The organism is Paraburkholderia sediminicola (assembly GCF_046026855.1).
Lineage (GTDB): Bacteria > Pseudomonadota > Gammaproteobacteria > Burkholderiales > Burkholderiaceae > Paraburkholderia > Paraburkholderia sediminicola_A.
This window is the reverse complement of the sequence record NZ_JAQQET010000019.1, coordinates 1-18,511: the sequence shown is the minus strand read 5'-3', so window position 1 is coordinate 18,511 and position 18,511 is coordinate 1. Positions and strand designations below refer to the sequence as shown.

The window sequence follows — 18,511 nt, the reverse complement described above, 5'->3', positions numbered from 1 at the left end:
CAAGGTGCTGTTCGGCTCATGGAATGACTCACCTATGACGGAGATGATGTCGTCTCCTGGAATTCCTCACCATTGGTTGGGATAACAACGTCTCCTGGAATTCCTCACCATTCTTCACTGCTCGATGAACCCGAGCGTGAAAGCACCTGGTGTCGTCGAATCGCGTGTCAAGGTGAGTGTTTCCAGGATGGTGAGGACTTCCAGGAGCTGAAACTCATATCCATCGCGTCCTTCGGGCCTTCGGCAATACCTCTCCCGAAAAACCTCACCTCCGTCAATCCCGCCGCAAGGCCTCTAGCGCTGGAATCAGTCAAAAGCCCGAACCCATAAACAAAAAACCGAACCTCTTCTACTAGAACTTCACCTTCAACTGAAACCCGATCGTGAACGGAAGATCGTCCGAAGGGATCGGCGGAATCACAATGAAGTTAGCCCCGACGCGTTTGTATTCAACCATCACGATCGGTGCGACCACCGGCCCGATCGTATGGTTACGGCCCAGACCCCAGTTGCCATAGTTATAGCCCGAGATGATCCCGCCCATCGCCGCGACCCGCACGATGCCCCAGTGCGCGAATTCCGGCGCCCAGACGCCGCCGCCATAATAAGAAGGCCGCCGCAGCGAATTGCGAAAGCCGCCGGCAGTCAGCGCCCATTGATTGTTGAGCCAGCATTCGACGCCAAGGCCAGGATTGAACTGTTCGAAATGCGTGTTCGGGTCCGGGTTGATGTGATACGAGCCGAGCATTGCGTCGACCCATACGCCGCTCTCGCACCAATTGGCCGCATGCGCCGCAGACGCCGCGGCCAGGCTCGCGACAAGCGCCACGGTCGTGTGTCGAATCTGCTTCTTTATCTGCCGAAAATGCATGGGATCTCCGTCACCGGTCGAGCGCCGGTGTCGTCTATGTTCGAGGTGTTTCTGCTTGCCGTCCGTCGCGCACTGTACCTCAACCCGCACTGGCGATGTGGAGGGCACGCTCGGGCGCGCGGGCACAGGACGTGCCCCACGGCGCAGATGAAACCATAACGGAGAACCGATGGCAAAGCAGTGAACACCCGGCAGGTGTCCACCGTTGACGTCTGGGAAAGGCCTAGAGACTGAGGTCGGACAGGCCCGGATGATCGTCGGGACGGCGGCCGAGCGGCCAATGATAAAGACGGTCGGCCTCGCGGATCGGCAGATCGTTGATGCTGGCATGACGGCGCGCCATCAGCCCGTGTTCATCGAACTCCCAATTCTCGTTGCCGTATGAACGGAACCAGTTGTTCGAGTCGTCGTGCCACTCGTAGGCAAAACGCACGGCGATGCGGTTATCCGTGAAAGCCCACAGTTCCTTGATCAGGCGGTAGTCGAGTTCCTTTGCCCATTTGCGGCGCAGCAGTCCGACGATCTCCGCGCGCCCATGCGTGAACTCGGCACGATTGCGCCAGACGCTATCCGGCGTGTACGCGAGCGACACGCGTTCGGGGTCACGGGTATTCCAGCCGTCTTCTGCGGCGCGCACCTTCTGGATCGCGGTTTCGCGTGTGAACGGCGGTAGGGGCGGGCGGGTTTCGATCGGGTCGGCCATGGTGGCTCCTCAGTCAGATTGCGGTGCGCCGGGACGGCGGTCGTTTGCCAGGGGATCTGCTCGCGGATTCACCCCCGAGTTGCGCCGATTCGCTTGTGGACTCGGTATCGAGCAAGGCTTCGGCGGCGGTTCGTGCATCGAGCGCGGCGTCGGCTTCGCCGCTCACCAGCGCCACGGCGATGGCGCCGTCGAGCAGGATCAGCCATTGGCGCGACAAGCGCGCGGCGCGGCGGACGTCCATGCCCGATTCGGCCGCGTATTCATCACACTGGGTTCGCACAAAGGCGAGCAGGCGTTCCTTGTGTTCACGCGCGACGATCCGGATCGGATCATCCGCGGAGGCGATTTCCCCGGCGGCGTTCAGAAATGCGCAACCATGGAAATCCTTCGACGCAAACCATTCGCGCAACACATCGAACATGCCGAGCAGGTGTTTGCGCGCAGTCTTGCCATGCCGCAGCGTGCCCGCGATAAACCAGTTCATCCAGCGCTCGTCGCGCCGCTCCAGCGCGGCGGCGACCAGCGCGTCTTTCGATTCGAAGTGCGTGTAAAAGCTTTTGCGCGCGGTACCGGACTGCTTGACGATCGCGTCGACGCCGGTTGCATGAATGCCGCCGGCGTAGATCAACGCTTCCGCGGCGTCGAGCAGCCTTTCACGCGCGCTGCCGGACGCAGCCAGTTCAGCTGGGTTTTGAGTAGCCATGAGCGAAGGGTAGAACGATCATTCTCCTTCGTCAAGTTTTTTGTGCGCTTCGGCAGGTTGGGTACGCTTACTGCTATCGTGTGGACAATCAAGCAACCGGAACGGATTTCATGAATCGCTCTACTGTCCGCGCAATGTTTGTACGTACGCTTCTCAGCGCAACGCTGCTGGCAGCGATGGCCTGCACGCCTTTGCAGGTGCTCACGCATACCGTCAGCCAGAACGAAGCCCGCGTGCCGGCCGGACGCTACGAGATCGATCCCGACCATAGCAGCATTACCTTCGACATCGATCACTTCAAGTATTCGCGCTTTACCATGCGCTTCGACCGCAAACAGGGGCAGCTCGACTGGAACGAAGGGGGGCTGGACAAGAGTAGCGCGACCGTCACGATCGACGCCGCGAGCATCGATACGAATGTGCCGCTACTCGACAAGATGGTGAAAAGCGCAAGCATGCTCGACGTATCGCGCTATCCGCAGGTGCGCTTCGCCAGCACACGCTTTGAGCGCACCGGTGAATCGCGTGGCACATTGACCGGTGATCTGACGATTCACGGCGTCACGCAACCCGTGACGCTCGACGTGACGTTCAACGGTTTCGCACCCGATCCGCTCACGAAAAAAGACACGCTCGGCTTTTCCGCGGACGGTCACTTCAGCCGCGCGAAGTTCGGTTTGGCGACGTGGTATCCAGCTGTCGGCGACGATATTCACGTACGCGTGCAGGCTGAGTTCGTTAAAACGCCCGCAGGCGCGTGAGCGCGGTGCGGGCGTTTCGTTTCTGCGGCTGCTTCTGCAGCGTACCGTTTTTTAGCTCACGCAGCAGTCCAGTCGAGAATCACCTTGCCGCTCTCGCCTGAGAGCATGGTGGCAAACGCTTCCTGATAATCGTCGACCTTGAAGTGGTGCGTGAGGATCGGCGACAGGTCCAAACCGCTTTGCAACATCGCGACCATCTTGTACCAGGTCTCGAACATCTCGCGACCATAAATGCCCTTGATTTCAAGGCCTTTGAAAATCACCTGGGTCCAGTCGATCGCGGTCTGCGCTGGCGGAATACCGAGCAGCGCAATCTTGCCGCCGTGGTTCATCGCTTCGAGCATGCTGGTGAAAGCGCTCGGTACACCTGACATTTCCAGTCCGACGTCGAAACCTTCGGCCATGTGCAAATCAGCCATGACATCGTGCAACGATTCACGCGAGACATTCACCGCACGCGTTGCGCCCATCTTGCGCGCGAGTTCGAGGCGATAGTCGTTGACGTCGGTGATCACCACATTGCGTGCGCCGACGTGTTTCGCAATCGCCACCGCCATGATGCCGATCGGCCCGGCGCCGGTGATCAGCACGTCTTCGCCGACCAGATTGAACGACAGCGCCGTATGCGTGGCGTTGCCGAACGGATCGAAGATCGCGGCGAGATCATCGGAGATTTCGGGCGGAATCTTGAACGCGTTGAATGCGGGAATCACGAGGTATTCGGCGAATGCGCCTTCACGATTCACGCCAACGCCCACCGTATTGCGGCACAGATGCCGGCGTCCCGCACGACAGTTGCGACAGAAGCCGCAGGTGATATGCCCTTCGCCCGACACGCGATCGCCGATCGCAAAGCCGCGCACTTCCTGACCCATTTCGACAATTTCACCGACGTATTCGTGGCCGACATGCATCGGCACCGGAATCGTTTTTTGTGCCCAGTCGTCCCATTTCCAGATATGGATATCGGTACCGCAAATCGCGGTACGCGTGATGCGGATCATCACGTCGTTGTGACCGACTTCAGGTTTCTTCACATCCGTCAGCGTGAGGCCCGGTGCGCGTTCGAGTTTTGCCAATGCTTTCATGTGCGCCTCCGCTTCAGATAATGCCGAGTTGCCGGCCTACACGCGCGAATGCGTCGACGGCTCGATCGATTTGTTCCGGCGTGTGCGCGGCACTCATTTGCGTGCGGATTCGCGCGCGGCCTTTGGGCACCACGGGGAACGAGAAGCCAATCACGTAAACACCTTCCTTCAGCAACGCGTCGGCCATGTTCGATGCAAGTTGTGCGTCGCCAAGCATGACCGGAATGATCGGGTGTTCGCCCGGCACGAGCGTGAAGCCGAGCGCGCTCATCGCACGACGGAAATGCGCGCCGTTTTCACGCACACGCGCGCGCAGTTGCGCACCTTCGTCGCTTGCCAGCAATTCGAGTACCGTCAGCGAGGCGGCAGCAATGCTCGGCGTCAGTGTGTTCGAGAACAGATATGGACGCGAACGTTGACGCAGTAAATCGATCACTTCCTGTCGCGCGGCGACGTAACCGCCCGAGGCTCCGCCCAGTGCTTTTCCGAGTGTGCCGGTGATGATGTCGACGCGCGACAGCACGCCGCAATGCTCCGGCGTACCGCGCCCATGTTCGCCGACGAAACCGACCGCGTGCGAATCGTCGACCATCACCAGTGCGCCGTAGCGGTCGGCCAGATCGCAAATGCCCGCGAGATTGGCGATGATGCCGTCCATCGAAAACACGCCGTCGGTGGCGATCAGCTTGAAGCGCGCTCCAGCGGCATCGGCTTCTTTCAGCCTGGCTTCGAGATCGGCGAGATCGTTGTTCCTGTAGCGAAAGCGCTTCGCCTTCGAAAGACGCACACCGTCGATGATGCTCGCATGGTTCAGCTCGTCGCTGATGATGGCGTCGTTGTCGTCGAGCAGGGTTTCGAACAGACCGCCGTTCGCATCGAAACAACTGGAGTAAAGGATGCAGTCGTCGGTTTTCAGGAATGCGGCCAGCGCTTTTTCGAGGTCTTTATGCACGGTTTGGGTGCCGCAAATAAAGCGCACCGATGCCATGCCGAAGCCGTCGTTATCCAGGCCAAGCTTGGCGGCCTCGATCAGCCGTTCGTCGTTGGCAAGACCGAGGTAGTTGTTCGCGCAGAAATTCAGCACTTCCGTGCCGTTGGCGAGGCGCACATCAGCCGACTGCGGACTGGCGATCACGCGCTCGTTCTTGTAAAAACCGTCAGCGCGAATCTGCTCAAGGGTACCGCGCAGATGGGCGAGATAAAGGTCACGCATGAACCAGACTCCTGAAAGGGTGGTGCGCCCGTGGGCGACATGGTCGGCAGTTGCGGCATGGTCGGCGACGAGACGGCCTGTTATAGTCGGCTGTCAGTTTTATCGGATATTTTCGTTTTTCCGAACTAAAATCCGGTATGTCGAACAACTCTAAACGATAGGTCAGTAAATGGCAAGTTCGGGAATCCGTCGCGCGGCAGCCAACGCGGCACCCACTCCTGGCGCGAACACGGTCCCAGCGATCGCTGCGCCGCCTCGCGTCGGCGAGCAGATTCAGCGCCTGCGCGCCGAGCGGCGTATGACGCTCGACGATCTGTCACGCGCGGCGGGCGTGTCGAAATCGATGCTCTCGGAGATCGAACGCGACAAGGCCAATCCAACGATCGCGGTCGCCTGGCGTCTGACGAACGCGCTCGGCGTCAGTCTCGATTCGCTGTTCGCGCCGCAAAAGGCGCCGGAAGCAATTTCCGTCTCCGGTCCGCACGACATCCCGACTTTGAGCGGTCATGAGGCCAAGTATCAGTTGCGGGTCTGGGGGCCGATCGAGTTGGCCGGCAAGTTCGAATGGTACGAGCTGACATTGCAAGCGGGCGGGGCGCTGGTGTCCAACGCGCACGAACCCGGCACACGCGAGCATCTGACCGTGTTGCAGGGTTCGATCGAGATCGAGGCGGCTGGCGCGACGAAGCGGCTCAAGGCCGCGGACACCGCGCGCTACGTCGCCGACGAACCGCATGCGATCCGCAACGCCGGAAAGGGCGAGGCGAAAGCGCTGCTGGTGGTGATTCACGGGTAAGGTAGCGGGCGCACTGTCGCCGGTTATTGGTTGCTTCGGGCGGAATCGGGATGAATTGTCCGTTCGGCCGAGGTTGCGCGAGACACTGTATATTTGTACAGTACAGGGTATCGACTGGAGCCGATAATGAACGACCTGACGACCGAACAATCCGAGCATGCTCTGGCCGCGCTGCGCTATCAAACCGCGGCGCGCGATCTTGAACATATCGTGCGCAACATCGCCGTGCGCTACATCGTCCAGCAGGTGCCGCTCTCGTGGCGCCTGCTACATGCAATCGAAGCCGAAGCGTTGGCGGACCTCGGGTTTGCCAGCCGGCATGACGCGATCATGCTCGGCCTGTTCCAACGGCCGTCCGAGTTGCCTTATCCGGAAACGGACGAGGCGGTGGACTTCGGCACGTCCACCGCGTTGCCGGCTGTCTTTGCATTTGCCGTCTCGGCCTATGAAGAGGCTGCACGCCGCACCACGCAACCTGCGTCTGAAGGCGCGCCGCTAAAGCACGCGCGGGCGTGGGGCGACTGACTTAGGCGCTGTACTTTCACCGGTTGCCACCTACAATATGCGCAACTAACGGAAAGATAGCGTATGTCACCTCCTCATCTGTCCGACCCGGTCACACGCCCAGCACCCTCAACCGATCTCTTCGATCAGGAACGTGAAGACTGGCGCCGCGATCCGCAAATCGCTTTCGACGCATGGCTCGCCAAGCAGCATTTCAGGCGTTCATCCGCTGAAGTCTATCAAGCGCAGTGGGGGCTTTTCCTCGACTGGCTTGCGATTCGCCAGAAGAGTCTGGTCACGGTCGATACGCAAACCATCGCTGAATTCGTGGGCGGACTGGCGATCCGAAAACCGCAACGTGTCAGGTATTTGCGACTCATTGAGCGGGTACTGGACCATGTGCGCGAAATCGAATCCGCGTCGACCAATCCTGCACGCTTCATTGCTCAGGACGGCGAGGCGGCATGGCGAGATGCACGCGATAACGAGCCGACCGGTTTTCTCAACCATGCCGAACGAGCCGCGCTCATTGCGCATCTGTTTTCGCCCTTGCCGGTTTTATCCGTGGCGCAGCGCTGGAGAGAGCGACGCGACCGGGCATTAATTGCTGTGTTTCTTGGCGGTGGGCTCAAGACGGGCGAGGCCGCCGCGCTTACGGTTAGTTGCGTAAATGTCGGCTCGCCCTGGATCACGATCGAGTCCGCGAATCCGATGCTGACGCGGCGTACCCGGCTCGCGCCCTTCGCGACCGCCATTGTTGACGCATGGCTTGCCGAACGGCGTCTTTCCGAACTGGCCGGCAATCTGGTCTTTCCCGCTTCACCTTCAGGACGCCCGATGCACAAGGCGACAATGCTGCGCGCAGTTGACGCGTTGATCGACGCGGCTGGAATTGCCGCGTCGCGAACCTCACGCGCCAGTCCGCAAACCTTGCGCAACACCTTTGCGGCTGATCGGTTCGAGAGCGGGGTCGAGGCAGAACTGGTCGGGCAATGGCTGGGGTTTGTACAGGCAGTGTCCGCCAACCGTTTGTATCGGGCCTGGCAAAGATGGATGGACCAGCAGGATTCGCCCGTCGTTAATGAACCGGATCCAGCCGCTCCACCATTGCCCGCCCCCAGACAGGACAGGCGTTTAACGAGGAAAGGGTGATCGGGTGAGCCCTGAACATGCTCACCTTTGGGGTCCCGAATTTCCTCACCTTTGGCGATTTATCCGCTATCGCGGCTGTATCAGCCGCTCATGCCGACGCCGCTATCGAGCCGCTTGATAGAAACCGGCTAACCGCCTCCAGCCGTGATTCGCCGGGACCTGACGAGTGATCGCATTCCGGACACTGCAGTTCGAAGCGGTGATCCACTTGCGATAGCTCGGGCTCACCTTCCTCACATTTTGGGCAGCGTAGCGGCAGCGCGACATGACCGTCCGCTGCGGTGCCGATCGCTGTCAGCTCGTCGGTCGTGAGCCTGCCTGCTTCGACCAGCGAACACAGCAAACTCGCGATCGCGGGGTCGATGCCCTGCTGGCCGCGCAACGTGGCGACCTCTTTCGTCAAAACATCCACTTCGTCCGATTGCTCGCGCAGTTGCGCGTCGAGCCGGTCGCCGCGCGCCTTGGCTGCCGCGATCTGCTGGATAAACTCGAACTCCTTGCGACTTGCGTCACGCACCCCCGATTGATAGGTGGCGGCCATGTTGCGTAGTGAATCGAGTTCGACCAGCATCGGCTTCACGCGCCGCTCGGCTTCGGCGATGGCGTCCTTGATCTGTTGCGCATAGTGTTCGGTGCTTTGGCGCAATTCGACGTGGAGTGCATCGATCCGGTCGCGGAGCGCCGCGTTGGTCGTCTGTTCCGTATCGAGCCGTTGACGCAGTGTTTCGTTTTCACTGTCGAGCCGGCGGACCGTTGCCTGCAGGCCTTCCTGGTGAGCGGTCCCATGTGTTGTGGTGCTGGATAGCTCAGTCTCGAGTGCGCGAACGCGCTCCCATGCGGCTTCAGCTCTTAGTTCGCTGCGCTTGATCGCTTCTTCCGACACATCGCGGTGAATTTCCGCTTCTCGCACACGCTGGTCCGCGGCGGTGGCTTGAGCCCGAATTTCCTCGCGTTCGCTGTCAAGGGTCGAGCGGGCATGAACGAGGGCTTCTTCAAAAAGAGCGCCCAACAGTTCTCCGGCGCGATCTTCCAGTGCTTTCGGGATCGCGCCGGCACCGACTTTCACGCGCGATACCGTTCTGATGCGTTCCCAGAAATGGTCGATGTCCTTCGGGATATCGCTTGCGCTGCCCGTTTGGGTCAGGTCGCGAACAGCTGCCATGGAGGGACGAATACCCAAATCGAAAAAAAGTCGCTTGCAAGCGTGCAGTGACAATTCCTGCCTGCGTGCCCCACTAGCCCTCAACGATTCAAGCTCGTTACGGATGGTTTGCCGTTCCTGGTCCAGATTCATGTATACCTCGATGTCGCTCGAATTGGATGAATCATAACAATTTACGTATTATTTGATACGTATTTGTTGGGAGCGGGTGTTAGTCGGCGAGTTGGCGTGTTTTAGGACTACAGGTAGGTCATAAGATCGGAGCAGGTGGCGTTTTTCCGTGAAACAAAACTAAGATTAGCCAATAAGCTATTGTAAATAAAGAGGTTTCATTGATTTCTTTCTGATCGCTCACTGTTTCACGATCGTGTGATGAGTGCTGTGGTGGTGGAAAGGACTTGTCCAAAGGACACGCGGGGAAAGTCTAGAGAGTAATAAAAGTAAACACCCTTGAACCCATGTTAAAAACGTTAACGCCATGGCAATCCTATACCAGGCGGGGGTTCTAGCCCGGTAAGGTGAAGCTTTACGGGAGTGGTGGTGAGGTCTTGCGGGAGTATTGAGTGATGAGGTTCGGGGGCCTTGGTGAGTAGGTCCGGGACAGAACGTGAGTGGGTTCAGGAGCCACCCCAAAAACGCGGTTTGGCTAAAGGTGAGATTTTGCGGGACCTGAGCATCCGGGATCGCCCGGCAGCGCTCAAAAGTCGGTTCCGAGCGTGACTGCCTTGAAGGTGAGCGCTTTCGGGACCACGGTGGATGCCAATTTTTGCCCTTATTGGGGCCTCGTAAACCCCATTGGTGAGTCAAGACAGGAGAAAACGCGAACCGAAGGTGAGACTTTCCGGGGCCAAGGTGTCATTTTTGCCTCAATTCTGGGCATCCGGACGCTTAAGGTGAGTGTTTGCGGGAGCTGGGCTGGATTTCAACCGAAATTGTCGACGGGGTCTTCGATTGCCTTTGAGGAAAGGTGAGCGAATTCGGGAGACCTGGATCGAGACGATCGCCGACTCTGCAAATTACCTGTTTTGACCAAAAGGTGAGGTTTTTCGGGAGTCTTTTTGAGCACTTGTGATCGCTAAGGTGAGGAAATACAGGACCAAAATCGCCGTGATAGGCCGGAAAGGCCCTACGGACGCTGTCAGAGTCGTTCCGATTTTGTGGCCACTGAATTCTTAAGGTGAGGTTTTTCGGGGGCCTTCGGGCGGCAGCCGGAAACGTCCAGATTCATGGGAAAGCTTCTTAAGGTGAGGATATACGGGGGCTCGTACTCAAAACCCGGCTCGCAAGAATTCTCTAACTCAATGAAACCATTGGATAATTTTTGTGCGGCGCGCAAAGGTGAGGTTTTTCGGGGGCGCTTTTTCGTGACCTGTCCAAGCTTCTTCCGGGCTCATTGGTGAGGTTTTTCGGGAGTATTTATCAGTGTTTTTTCAGCCTCCAGGTCTGGAGGCCGCGTCGTTCCGAGCGCTCAGCAGGCATTAAGGTGAGCTTTTTCGGGAGAGTTTGTCGCGACTCGGATTTCATGCTCGCGTGAATGAGGCGTCTGTCTGCCGGATTTGGCAACCTTGGCTCAAATGTGCATGTGGCGATTGCGCCGGACGCAAGTTTTCTCCGGGTTCCCCCTAGCCTATCCGTGGCGAAGAGGTGAAGCGCATCGGCGGCCGCCGATCCAGTGCGAGTGCGAGCCGCTCACAACATGCACCCGGCAAAAATTCATGAGAATTTTTTGAGGTGAGAAGATTCGGGATCGAATTGCTCCCGTTCGAGGCAGGTCGGAAATCGGTCAGTATTTCGGCAGGCCGCAACCTGTAAGGATGCCCTGAACCTGGCGCGAAACGGGTGAGGTGAGGGTTTTCGGGAGTTGCTCGAGGTGAGTCGCGCCTCGTAAACTCACTTCACCGGGAATGGTGAGCCCCGTGCTATAGACGTGTATCACCACAGTCGGTATGCTCACGCCAAATCCCTCCTCGACCAGACGCATGGCCACTAAGCGCGCGAAGAAGACAGACGTAGTCAGCCCGAGCTCGGCCGAATTGCGCAAGGCCGTCGAGGCGATTGCCATCCAGCCCAAGAGCGGCAAGATCACGCTCCTCACCCGCAAGCTGTTTAACGTGCTCCTCGCCGTCGCTCAGCAAGCTGACGAGTCCGGCGATACTTATCGGGCCTTGCTGTCCGACATCGTCGCCAATTCAGCATTCGATTCGAACGACACCGCGCTTGTGAAAGAGCACCTGCGGCGCATGGTGTCGGTGCAGGTTGAATGGAGTACCGGCACGTCCAGCCAGAAACCGGGCCGGAAATGGGGTATTTCCACGTTGATTGCCGACGCGGAAATTCTCGAAGACCCCACTACCCGCCGCGTCTGGGTGGAATTTTCGTTTGCGCCCAAGATCAAGAAGAAGCTGCTCGATCCGGTTCAATATGCGCGGCTGAGTCTGCAATTCCAGAGCCAGTTGCGCAGTAGCGCGGGTCTCGCACTTTACGAGATTTGCGTTCGTTACCTGACCAACCCGAGCCATCTGACGATGCGCGAATCATGGGAATGGTGGCGCCCTATCCTCTCCGGCACACCCGACACCGAAGCGGGCGACGAAGCGAAGCGCGAGTACAAGTACTTCAAGCGCGATTACCTGCGGCCGGCCATCGCTGAAGTGAATGCGGTCACCAACATTTTTGTCGAATTGATCGAACACCGGGAAGGGCGGCGTGTCGCCGAGATCCAGTTCCGCGTGACCGAGCGCAAGCAGCCCATGCTTGCACTCGATGAACACCCGAATGTGTTCGACAGCACCTTGGTCGACCGGATGGTGAAGATCGGTATTCCGCTGAAAGAAGCGCAAACGCTGTACGCCGATAGCGAAGAAAACCGGATTCGCGCGGCTCTGCAGATGACCGAACAACGCATGCGTAGCACGTCCTTGCCCGCGGTGCGTAGCGCGCCGGCTCTGTTCAAGGATGCGTTGAAGAAAGGCTATGCGCCGCCAGTCGAAGTACTGCCGTCCGGTAGCGGTGGCAAAGCCGCGGTGGCTGCGCCGGCGGACGATCTGAAGGCGCGTCTGCTTGGTGAGTACTCAGCCGTTCGCCGCAAGGAAGCGCGCGAACTTTACGACGAGCAAGGTGAGTCCGAGCGGGAGATCGCGAGGAAGTCGTTTGAGGACGACGAGTTGCCGGATCTTGGCACTCACATGCGTGACGACTGGCGCCGTCGTGGGCTGGATTCGAAGATTGTCGAAACGGCATTCTTCGATTGGCTGGCTCGCAAAACGTGGGGCCAACCCACCGACGGCGACCTCCTCGCCTTCACGCTGAGCCAATCGCGCGCGGCGTAGTCATCAAGATCACATAAGAAAAACGGCGGCCACTCTCGTGCGCCGCCGTATCTTTTCCTGCGGATACTTTCCCCGCTGTTACTTCAACATCTTTTCAATCTGACGAAGAATGTCGTCGCGCTTTTCACGCGTGAGACCCTTCAGGCGCAGTTCGATCCGATCATCCCCATATGATTTCAGATCGCCAACCGCGATGCCACCGAGCTTGATCTCCAGACGCTGTGCATAGCGCTGCCGACCCGCTGGCTTGGTGCTTTCCTGTGCGCTCGCCCTGCCCTTCACGATGTCCGCGACTTGTCGCGTGCTCAGGTCGTCCGAGAGGATTTTGTTGATCAGGCGCAGCGTAGCGTCGGCGCCGCGGGCAGAGTGATAACGGCCCACCTGATAAGCCATGTTCGAGCCGAAGCGGTCGGGCCGTGCGACCATCTCATGCATTACCGCCTCGGGAAGCTTCGCAATCGACAAGGCGACCGCGACGGTCGACTCGTCCAGCCCGAGATGCTCGGCGAGCTCCTTCTGGCTCTGGAAATGTTGCTCGTCGAGAAAGCGTCTCCAGACGACGGCGTTGTCGAACACCGTCTGCGAATCGCGCTGGACATTGAGGTCATAGCCGAGCTTATAGCTTTGGATGCCGATCGGCAGATCGATGACGATCGCCTTAACCGATTCCTTGTTCGCTTCTTTAAGCGCCCGCACGCGCCGGCCCCCGTCACTGACGAAGTAGGTGCCAGGATTGTCGTAATCCGGAATGACGTGGATCGCCTGCTGCTGGCCCTGCTTCGCCAGATTGACGGCAAGGTCGGCAATCGACGGCTTCAGATAGAAATGACGCGGATTGAACGGACTCGGCTTGATCGTTTTGAGCGCGAGTTCGACGACCTGGCCCGGCCGATAGGCATGTTCGATCCGCCACGCGCGGTAGTCCGCCGACTCATTGGCGATCGCGGCGGCGTCCGCTTCCGAGACATCCTGCGACATGACCGACTGGATGGTGCGGCTCGGTACATCGCCAGTCTTGGCGCCATTCTTAACCAAACCATCGATCGCATTCAGGCGGTCGAGTGCGGTTCGTTTTTCGCTGCTGGTCGTATCAGGACGTGCTTGAAAGCCTTTGGCGAATTGGGAGGGTTTCATTCAGGGTCCTTTATGCGCATAAATTCAGGGGAGCAGGGCTGCGATCTCGTTGGCGCACGCCCGTACTTCGATGGCGGCAAGCTTGGCGCCGCGATCGTTCATCTGAAGCACTGTCTGTCCTAACGCCATTGCCTGCTTATAGGCTTCGCGCGTCGGGATCTGGGTCTTGAGCAGCGGGAAACCGAGCTCTTCCAACGCGCGCTTCAGTTCACGCGTCAGCATCCGTTTCTCTTCGGTCTTATTCAGCAGAAAGACTGCGCGCAGGTCTTCGTTCATCACCTGAGCTTGTTGAACGAGTTTGACCAGTCCGACACTCGACCAATAGTCGGCGGGCGACGACGACGTCGGCATGATTGCAACGCTCGCCGCAAGCAACACGACGCCGGACACTTTCTCGGTGATGGAGGGCGGGCAGTCGACGACGATGATGTCGTAGTCAGCCACGAATTTCTTGATCTCGCGATGGATTTGGCTGCCGGCTTCGGAGAGGTTGACAACCGGAAAGGGGATGCCGGTGTCGCCGTCTGATGATGCACTGGCCCAGTGGATCAGTGTGTTTTGACCATCTGCGTCTACGACAAGGACGCGCTTGCCTTTCTCATGGAACGCAGCGCCGAGGTGCATCGCGATTGTGCTCTTCCCGACCCCACCCTTTTGCTGAGTTACCGCGATGATTTCTGCTGCCAATCTCCACCTCCTCTTTTTAGACGCAAATGGATTTTACCTGGATGAATTCGCATTTCAATCGTTTTTGTGTAAACGCGAGAAGAAATAGCCGTTTGGGATAGGTTTATGCGCATAAAGAATGCGAGCGAGGTCGAGCTTTAGCACTGCAGTTGTGGAGCGCGAGCAACGGCAACCGGTTGGTGACGCCTGCGAGATGTCAGGGATGAGGTGACGGAAAAAGCGGAAGTGGCCGCGATCGAGCGCGGTGGCCGGCACACTCGGAGATAGCTGGGCGTGTCAGGCGGCTCGGATTCGATGAGACCTCTTTTGACCCTGGGTCTAGTCTTGCCGTGTGACTTTTGCGAGGCCCGGCGGTCGGCGACGGGAAGCACAAGCGGATCACTATCGGGCCTCGGGAGGCGCGTCGAGTAGCCACCTTTATGCGCATAAACTCCCCCCGAGCATTGCTCACGAGCCGAGCCGTCGTCGCAGAGGAGTTTGAGCGAGCGGGTCGATGCATGATCCTGTTGGCTTGGCTTGGCTTGGCTTGGCTTGGCTTGGCTTGGCTTGGCACGGCACGGCACGGCACGGCACGGCACGGCATCTGGGACTGGGACTGGGACTGGGACTGGGACTGGGACTGGTGGCGAAGGCGCAAGAAGCATCGCTCTCATTCATTCAACGGCAAGCCCACCTCAATACGAATCGAAGCATCCTCCAGAGCTCATGCCAGCCAAAGACACTTAACGACAACCTCCCACGGGCGCTTTATGCGCATAAAGCGAACGAGCCATCTTCAGCGAGCAACCCCCGTTTCCCGAATCAAAAGAAACCCGATCGCTCCGCTCCCTCATCACCCACCCGACTCCCTGCACCCGCTAAAATCCCCACAAGGCTCCCAGCAACCCAACACAAGCAACGCGCATCTAACCCAACCATGATCACCATCTACCACAACCCCCGTTGTTCAAAATCTCGCGCCGCGTGCGACCTGGTTACCAGCACCTACAACAGCGCAAACGAGCCAACGGAAATCGTCGAATACCTGAAGCAGCCGCTCACAGTTGCGCAGTTGAAGCAACTCAACGTGCAGCTAGGCTGCACAGTCCGCGAGATGATCCGTGACACCGAAGCCGAATACAAAGCGCTCGAACTCTCCGACACCACGTTAAGCGACGCTCAGTTATACGAAGCATTGGCAAAGCACCCCATCCTCCTGCAACGACCGATCGTCGTGCGAAACGGGCGTGCCGTTATTGGCCGCCCGCCGGAAAATGTCGAAGCGCTATTCGCCCAGGCGTCGAACAACCCGGCCTAAGTGACCTAGGCCTTGGCCGGCAATGCAGCGTCCTTCGTCACGATCCTTGTCGGGATGATGCGCAGTTCGCTGAACGTGTCGGCAATACGTTGTTGTTCTGCAAGTACGTTCGCGTCGATGGGCTTGTAGATGTGCGCGTAGTGCCGCAGGCCCGCTTCGATCACGCCTGCGTCCAGCCCCTGGATCGGTGCGAGCTGAGCGGCTGCTTCGCTGTAGTGGCCGCGTACCCACGTCCCTTCTTTACTTACCTCGTCCATCATGATCGCGAGCACGTCGCCGTTTTGCTGCGCAAACGGTCGTGCGCTCAGGAAGAACTGATGGTGACTCACGATCCCTTCGGCGTCGGCGAGCAAGCGGGCATTTGACTGGCGTTTTGCCGCTTCGAGGAACGGATCCCAGATCGCCCATGCGTCGATCGCACCACGTTCGAAGGCCGCACGCGCATCGGCGGGCGCCAGAAAAACGGGTTGAATGTCGCTGTATTTCACGCCGTTCTTCTGCAATGCGGCGACCAGAAACCAGTGAACGTCCGAGCCTTTGTTGAAGGCGATTTTTTTGCCCTTCAGATCGGCTATCGTTTTGATCGGCGCGTCCTGATGCACGAGGATGCCTTCGGCGTGCGGTGTCGGGATTTCATAAGCGGTGTAGACGAAGTTCGCGCCTGCCGCCTGCGCGAACACCGGCGGCGCCTCACCGACATAACCGAAGTCGATCGCGCCGACATTCAATCCTTCGAGCAACTGCGGGCCAGCGGGAAACTCCGTCCACTTGACCGTGATGCCGAGCGGCGCGAGCCGCTTTTCGAGCGTGCCGTGCGCCTTCAGCAACACAAGCGTGTTGGCCGCTTTCTGATAACCGATGCGAAATTCTTTCGCATGCGCATCCGCCGCGAAGACCGACGTGGAGACAATGGGCAAGGCCGCGGCGGCCAGCGAGGCGCCCACGCCGGCGATAAACGCGCGGCGGTTGAGCAGCGGATGACGGGACATAAAAGTGCTCGTTAAAAAGACGGACGCAAAATGGACCGGTTGGCTCCGACGATAATTCGTCTGCAAGCCTGGACGAACCGATAAATTTGCATAAGCAAATCACGCCGGAAGGTACGGGACACGTCAGCGGTCCCTCTCTGCACGTCTGGCGGCGCCAAGTCGCCGTGCCCCGCTACAATCCGTCATCCGCGCGCAGTCGCGGCTGCGTCAACCGAAAAAGGGACATCGTGCATCTGACGACAACACTCGCGCCGTGGTCATCCCACGACACTCAACTGATTTTGTCGTGCGTGCTCGGGCTCGCACTGATTATCGTTTTCATCAGCGTGCTGAAGCTCGCGCCGTTTCTGTCGATTCTGGTCGGCACGTTCGCTGCGGGTTTTTCGGCCGGACTGCCGCTGGAAGCGGTAGCCAGCGCATTCAGCAAAGGCGCCGGTGCGTTGCTCGGCGACGTCGGCATCATCATTGCGCTCGGAGCGATGCTCGGTGCGCTAATGGCGGAATCGGGCGCTGCCGACCGGCTCGTCTCGACCATCCTTAAACATTCCACGCCACGCACGCTACCGTGGATGATGGCGCTGGTGGCAATCATCGTCGGCTTACCGCTTTTCTTTGAGGTCGGTCTGGTAATGATGGTGCCGATCATCTTCGTGATGGCGCGCCGCTCGCAGCAGCCGATTCTGCGTATTGCGATTCCCGCGCTCGCGGGCATGACCACGTTACATGCGCTGCTGCCGCCGCATCCGGGTCCGCTGATCGCGGTGAGCGCGTTGCATGCCGATCTTGGCCTGACACTCGGTCTCGGCCTGATCGTCGCGATTCCGGCGGTTATTCTCGCGGGCCCGGTCTATGGCATCTGGTTGTCGAAACGGATGCACGTGGTCGAGCCTGAAGAAATGGGCAAGCTTTTCACCGCGGCGCAGAACACCGGCGAACCGCCGAGTTTCGCAATCTCGCTCATCACGATCCTGTTGCCGGTCGTGTTGATGCTGGGCCGCACGGTCGCCAAACTTCTGCTGCAACCTGAGACCTTCCTGTTCAACGCACTCAACTTTCTGGGTGAGCCGTTGGTCGCGCTCGGCCTCACCGTGCTGTTCGCGGTGGTGGCGTTGGGCTGGTCGCGCGGCATGGCGCGCGATCGGGTCGGCGGCATTCTGCGCAAGAGCTTGCCGCCGATCGCCGCGCTGCTGCTGACCATCGGTGCAGGCGGTGGCCTCAAGCAGGCGCTTGTGGTGGCCGGCATCAGCACGACGATCGGCAAGATCGCCGTTGGCGCGCACATGCCGCTGATTCTGCTGGCGTGGCTGATTGCCGTCGCGCTGCGGCAGGCCACCGGTTCCGCGACGGTTGCGACCACCACGACCGCCGGCATCGTCGCGCCAGTCGTGGCGGGCCTCAGCGCGACTCATAATTCGCTGATGGCGCTCGCGATCGGCGCCGGTTCCGTGTTCTTCTGCCACGTGAATGATGCGGGCTTCTGGATGGTGCGCGAATACTTCGGGCTGCAATTGAAGCAGACGGTTCTGGTCTGGTCAGTGCTGCAGACGATCGTATCCGTCGTCGGCCTCGTATTGACGTTCGCGTTGTGGACCCTGTTGACCTGAGCGCGGCACAGGAGTCGCAAGCGATGGCAGGAATTGACGCTCAACCGTCAATTCCGCATGTGCCTGTCCGCTTACACTGCTTCGGTACATACATACGAGGTGCAGTCCCGCGCCTCGTTCCCCTGCCTACGCGGAGGCACCATGCTTGAACTGAGACCGTCCTGCGAAGGATGCGGTAAATCACTGCCGCCGAACGCGCCCGACGCGATGATCTGCACGTACGAATGCACCTTCTGTGAAGTGTGTGCGCTCAGCACGCTGCGCAATGTGTGTCCGAACTGCGGCGGCAATTTCCAGCATCGGCCGATCCGCACGCGGGCGCAGCTGGTCAAGCATCCGGCTCGCGCCGAAGCGCATCCCGTCGCGATCGACGAACCGTCGCACGCAAGCTTCTTCGAGCGCTACCGGAACACGCCGCCCGGCGAACGCTAAACAAAGCCATCAGCACAAGGCGGCGTCGAGGGCGGCCGCCGTTCGTCGCCCCCCCCCCCCCCCCCGCCAAGCCACCCCAAACCCCC

Annotated in this window: 17 protein-coding genes; 8 read left to right on the top strand and 9 right to left on the bottom strand. The window is 59.4% G+C overall.

The features are described from left to right. Nucleotides 1–352: 352 nt before the first annotated feature. The 3 genes from PQR40_RS21240 to PQR40_RS21230 form a co-directional block, all read right to left on the bottom strand. Nucleotides 353–871 (bottom strand): hypothetical protein, encoded by a 519-nt coding sequence (locus PQR40_RS21240; RefSeq protein WP_408509809.1) that lies wholly within the window; start codon nucleotides 869–871, stop codon nucleotides 353–355. A gap of 223 nt (nucleotides 872–1,094) precedes the next feature. Further along, complete coding sequence (locus PQR40_RS21235) at nucleotides 1,095–1,574, bottom strand: nuclear transport factor 2 family protein (RefSeq protein ID WP_408336866.1); 480 nt, start codon at nucleotides 1,572–1,574, stop codon at nucleotides 1,095–1,097. 13 nt (nucleotides 1,575–1,587) lie between these two features. Continuing rightward, nucleotides 1,588–2,277, bottom strand: coding sequence for a TetR/AcrR family transcriptional regulator (locus PQR40_RS21230; RefSeq protein WP_408509808.1), 690 nt, complete (start codon nucleotides 2,275–2,277; stop codon nucleotides 1,588–1,590). Between the two features lie 110 nt (nucleotides 2,278–2,387). Between PQR40_RS21230 and PQR40_RS21225 the strand changes: the two genes are divergently transcribed. Beyond that, entirely contained in the window at nucleotides 2,388–3,038 is a 651-nt protein-coding gene (locus PQR40_RS21225) for a YceI family protein (protein WP_408336870.1), read from the top strand. Nucleotides 3,039–3,094: 56 nt separating this feature from the next. On the opposite strand, the gene tdh is transcribed toward PQR40_RS21225, so the two are convergent. Both tdh and kbl read right to left on the bottom strand, forming a co-directional pair. Then, nucleotides 3,095–4,126: an L-threonine 3-dehydrogenase, zinc-binding type gene (gene tdh, locus PQR40_RS21220; protein ID WP_408240765.1), complete on the bottom strand. Its 1,032-nt coding sequence runs from the start codon at nucleotides 4,124–4,126 to the stop codon at nucleotides 3,095–3,097. Nucleotides 4,127–4,139: 13 nt separating this feature from the next. After that, nucleotides 4,140–5,339 (bottom strand): glycine C-acetyltransferase, encoded by a 1,200-nt coding sequence (gene kbl / locus PQR40_RS21215; RefSeq protein ID WP_408509807.1) that lies wholly within the window; start codon nucleotides 5,337–5,339, stop codon nucleotides 4,140–4,142. Nucleotides 5,340–5,508: 169 nt separating this feature from the next. Here kbl and PQR40_RS21210 point away from each other — a divergent pair, with 169 nt between their 5' ends. The 3 genes from PQR40_RS21210 (at nucleotide 5,509) to PQR40_RS21200 (ending at nucleotide 7,791) form a co-directional block, all read left to right on the top strand. Continuing rightward, entirely contained in the window at nucleotides 5,509–6,135 is a 627-nt protein-coding gene (locus PQR40_RS21210) for a helix-turn-helix domain-containing protein (protein WP_325043743.1), read from the top strand. 126 nt (nucleotides 6,136–6,261) lie between these two features. After that, the gene (locus tag PQR40_RS21205) at nucleotides 6,262–6,660 is read left to right on the top strand and encodes a DUF2471 family protein (RefSeq protein WP_408336874.1); all 399 of its coding nucleotides are present in this window, start codon (nucleotides 6,262–6,264) and stop codon (nucleotides 6,658–6,660) included. 63 nt (nucleotides 6,661–6,723) lie between these two features. Further along, nucleotides 6,724–7,791: a tyrosine-type recombinase/integrase gene (locus PQR40_RS21200; RefSeq protein ID WP_408509806.1), complete on the top strand. Its 1,068-nt coding sequence runs from the start codon at nucleotides 6,724–6,726 to the stop codon at nucleotides 7,789–7,791. 88 nt (nucleotides 7,792–7,879) lie between these two features. Here the strand turns inward: PQR40_RS21200 and PQR40_RS21195 are convergent, their stop codons facing one another. Next, a complete protein-coding gene (locus PQR40_RS21195; RefSeq protein ID WP_408484538.1) occupies nucleotides 7,880–9,085 on the bottom strand; it encodes a DNA-binding protein in 1,206 nt (401 codons plus the stop codon). A gap of 1,847 nt (nucleotides 9,086–10,932) precedes the next feature. On the opposite strand from PQR40_RS21195, the gene PQR40_RS21190 reads away from it, so the two are divergent. Continuing rightward, nucleotides 10,933–12,282, top strand: a complete 1,350-nt coding sequence (locus tag PQR40_RS21190; protein ID WP_408240781.1) for a replication initiation protein — start codon at nucleotides 10,933–10,935, stop codon at nucleotides 12,280–12,282. A gap of 78 nt (nucleotides 12,283–12,360) precedes the next feature. On the opposite strand, the gene PQR40_RS21185 is transcribed toward PQR40_RS21190, so the two are convergent. Next, entirely contained in the window at nucleotides 12,361–13,416 is a 1,056-nt protein-coding gene (locus PQR40_RS21185) for a ParB/RepB/Spo0J family partition protein (protein WP_408240783.1), read from the bottom strand. 24 nt (nucleotides 13,417–13,440) lie between these two features. Beyond that, nucleotides 13,441–14,103: a ParA family partition ATPase gene (gene parA / locus PQR40_RS21180; RefSeq protein WP_063498136.1), complete on the bottom strand. Its 663-nt coding sequence runs from the start codon at nucleotides 14,101–14,103 to the stop codon at nucleotides 13,441–13,443. Nucleotides 14,104–15,019: 916 nt separating this feature from the next. Here parA and arsC point away from each other — a divergent pair. Beyond that, the gene (arsC, locus tag PQR40_RS21175; RefSeq protein ID WP_408509805.1) at nucleotides 15,020–15,400 is read left to right on the top strand and encodes an arsenate reductase (glutaredoxin); all 381 of its coding nucleotides are present in this window, start codon (nucleotides 15,020–15,022) and stop codon (nucleotides 15,398–15,400) included. Nucleotides 15,401–15,405: 5 nt separating this feature from the next. Here the strand turns inward: arsC and PQR40_RS21170 are convergent, their stop codons facing one another. After that, nucleotides 15,406–16,389, bottom strand: a complete 984-nt coding sequence (locus tag PQR40_RS21170; RefSeq protein ID WP_408241118.1) for a sulfonate ABC transporter substrate-binding protein — start codon at nucleotides 16,387–16,389, stop codon at nucleotides 15,406–15,408. Between the two features lie 227 nt (nucleotides 16,390–16,616). Between PQR40_RS21170 and PQR40_RS21165 the strand changes: the two genes are divergently transcribed. Both PQR40_RS21165 and PQR40_RS21160 read left to right on the top strand, forming a co-directional pair. Next, a complete protein-coding gene (locus tag PQR40_RS21165) occupies nucleotides 16,617–17,993 on the top strand; it encodes a GntT/GntP/DsdX family permease (RefSeq protein ID WP_408509804.1) in 1,377 nt (458 codons plus the stop codon). A 141-nt stretch (nucleotides 17,994–18,134) separates the two neighbouring features. After that, nucleotides 18,135–18,425 carry a DUF1272 domain-containing protein gene (locus tag PQR40_RS21160; protein WP_408389757.1) on the top strand — a complete coding sequence of 97 codons (291 nt, stop codon included), beginning with the start codon at nucleotides 18,135–18,137 and terminating at the stop codon, nucleotides 18,423–18,425. The last annotated feature ends 86 nt before the right edge of the window (nucleotides 18,426–18,511 follow it).